The sequence below is a fragment of the Pseudomonas sp. K5002 genome, from assembly GCF_013386655.1.
Classification (GTDB): domain Bacteria; phylum Pseudomonadota; class Gammaproteobacteria; order Pseudomonadales; family Pseudomonadaceae; genus Aquipseudomonas.
This window is the reverse complement of sequence record NZ_JACARK010000071.1, coordinates 1-2991: the sequence shown is the minus strand read 5'-3', so window position 1 is coordinate 2991 and position 2991 is coordinate 1. Positions and strand designations below refer to the sequence as shown.

The 2991-nt window shown below is 59.4% G+C and carries 2 protein-coding genes; one reads left to right on the top strand and one right to left on the bottom strand.

The features are described from left to right. Window positions 1–44 precede the first annotated feature (44 nt). Window positions 45–2417 (bottom strand): outer membrane protein assembly factor BamA, encoded by a 2373-nt coding sequence (gene bamA / locus HX846_RS04225; protein WP_008430482.1) that lies wholly within the window; start codon window positions 2415–2417, stop codon window positions 45–47. 213 nt (window positions 2418–2630) lie between these two features. Here bamA and HX846_RS04220 point away from each other — a divergent pair. Continuing rightward, on the top strand, window positions 2631–2991 hold a 361-nt coding region (locus tag HX846_RS04220), incomplete at its 3' end, for a response regulator (RefSeq protein ID WP_178965022.1).

Genomic DNA, 2991 nt, shown 5'->3' with positions numbered 1-2991 from the left:
CAATAGCGGCCATAACCGCAAAAACGGATATGTACCCAGGCAGATCAGAAATTCTGCCCCATGGAGAACTGGAACACCTGTTTGGTCGCATTCTCCGGCGTACGAACCGGCAACGCCAGGTTGATACTCAACGGCCCCAACGGGCTGTACCACGTAGCCCCAACCCCCACAGAGGCACCCAGCTGACTCAGGTCAACCCCATTACAACCCTGAGTAGTACTGAGGGCACACTTGTCCGAATAAACGTTACCCACATCCCAGAACACAGACGTACGCACCGACTTATTATCTTTAAGGAACGGCATCGGAAACAGATATTCCGCCCCCCCGGTAATCAGGATGTTGCCCCCCAACGCCTCAGGACTGCGGTCGCTGTAGTACTGCTGGCCCGCACTGGCATACGCCCCGGTCGCCGGCGTACTGCGCGGCCCAAGCGTGCCGCTTTCAAACCCGCGCACCGAACCTTCACCCCCGGCCGTGTAGTTTTCATAAAACGGCAGGCCGTCCGTCGAGCCATACCCGTTGGCATAGCCGAGCTTGGTATGCAAACGCAGCGTCGTCGAATTGGTGATCGGTACAAATGTCTGCCCGGAATAATCGAGTTTGTAGAAACTCAAGTCACTGCCCGGAAGCGTCACCGTCAGGTTCAGGTTCTGCGAGTAACCACGGGTCGGCATCACGCCTTTGTTCAACGTCGACTCCGACCACCCAAGGTTGGCCTTGAAGTTGGTGAACTCACTGCCTTCGCGCTGAAGAAAATCGTAAATCTCATCAGAGCTGTAGATGCCCGGGTCGATACTGTCGTGTTGCACCGTCAGGCCGAAACTCAACCGCGAGGTTTCATTGATCGGGTACCCGAGTGTGGCCCCCAGGCCGTAACTGTTGATGGAGTAGTAGGAAACACCGCTGCCATCGTCGTAGTAGTTGTTGTAATCGGTGGCACTGTAGAACGCGTTATAGCCCAGGCTCACCCCGTCCGGCGTGAAGTAGGGGTTGGTAAAGCCAATGTTGTACTTGCTCTGGTACTGCGAGCGGGTCAGGCCCAGGCTGGCGTAATCCCCGGTGCCCAGGAAGTTGTTCTGGGTGATCGAACCGCCAAGGATCAGCCCGGCATCCTGGGCAAAACCGACGCTGGCGGTAATCGAGCCGGACGCTTGTTCTTCGACCGCGTAGTTCACATCAAGCTGGTCGTCGACCCCCGCCACGGCCGGGGTTTCGACGTTGACCTCCTTGAAGAAGCCCAGGCGCTCAAGGCGAACCTTGGACTGGTCGATCAGGTAGGTCGACGCCCAGCCACCTTCCATCTGGCGCATTTCCCGGCGCAGCACCTGGTCGTCGGTCTTGGTGTTGCCACGGAAGTTGATGCGGTTCACGTAGGCCCGTTTGCCCGGGTCGACCGCAAACACGATGTCCACGCTGTGGTCTTCATCGTGGGGCGTGGGCATGCCGTTGACGTTGGCGAAGGTGTAGCCGTCGTTACCCAGGCGCCGGGTGATCAGGTCCGAGGTGGTGGTCATCAGCTTGCGCGAGAACACCTGGCCTTTCTGCACCAGCAACAGGGCTTCAAGCTGGTCCTGGGGCACTTTCAAGTCGCCGCTGAGCTTCACGTCACGCACCGTGTATTTCTCGCCTTCGTTGATGTTGACGGTGATATAGACGTGCTTCTTGTCCGGGGTGATGGACACCTGGGTCGAGGTGATGTCCATGTTGATATAACCACGGTCCAGGTAATAGGAGCGCAGGCGTTCCAGGTCCCCGGTGAGTTTTTCACGGGCGTACTTGTCATCGTTGGTGAAGAACGACAGCCAGTTGCTGGTCTTGAGGGTGAACGTGCCGATCAGTTCCTTGTCGGTAAACACGTGGTTGCCCACCACGTTGATGTGCTGGATCGCGGCCACGGAGCCTTCGTCGATCTTGACCTTCAGGCCCACGCGGTTGCGCGGTTGCGGCTGCACTTCGGTGTCGACCGTGGCCGAATAGCGACCCTGGGCCACGTACTGGCGCTGCAGTTCGTTGCGCATGCCTTCCAGGGTGGCGCGCTGGAAGATCTCGCCCTCGGCCAGGCCCGACTGCTTCATGCCCTTGAGCAGGTCTTCGGTGGAGATGGCCTTGTTGCCTTCGAACTCGATGCTGGACACCGATGGGCGCTCGACCACATTGATGATCAGCACCGTGCCGTCGCGGCTCAATTGGATGTCCTGGAAGAAGCCGGTCTTGAACAACGCACGGGTGGAATCCACCAGCCGTCGATCATCCGCCTCGTCCCCCACGTTCAGCGGCAAGGCACCAAACACGCTGCCCGCCGAGACCCGTTGCAGACCGTTGATACGGATATCCGAGATTTTGAAGGCTTCAGCGTGTGCAAGTGTGACATTGAGCAGCAGCGCAACCGAGCAGAGCAGGCGCGAAAAATTCATCAAGATCTTTTCCAGAACACATCGACAAGCAGCGCAAGCGCGCCGGGATGACTCGCCGCAGACGGGTCACCACAACGCGGCCAGACGGGTGGACGGCAAGCATAAGAGCGGCGCGGGTTTGGTGCGGTTAACCAAGTGTCAAGTTAGGTAAAGGTTGGCCCCGGGGCGATGAGGCTGGGCGATACTGTGGGGGTACCCTTTCACGAGCTCGCCATGATCCGCGTATTGCTAGTCGACGATGACCAGGAACTGACTGAAATGCTGGGCCAATACCTGGAGCATGAAGGCTTTGAGGCGACCTGTGTGCACACCGGCGAGGAGGGTGAGGTCGAGGCACTGTCGGGGCGCTACAGCATTGTGGTGCTGGACGTGATGCTGCCCAGGCTCTCGGGCATAGAAGTGCTCAGGCGCATCCGCGCCAGCAGCCAGGTGCCGGTGGTGTTGCTCACGGCCCGGGGCGACAACATCGACCGGATCACCGGGCTGGAGCTTGGCGCGGACGATTATGTGCCCAAGCCCAGTTCCCCGGGTGAACTGGTGGCGCGGCTGCGCGCGATCATGCGTCGGGTGCAGC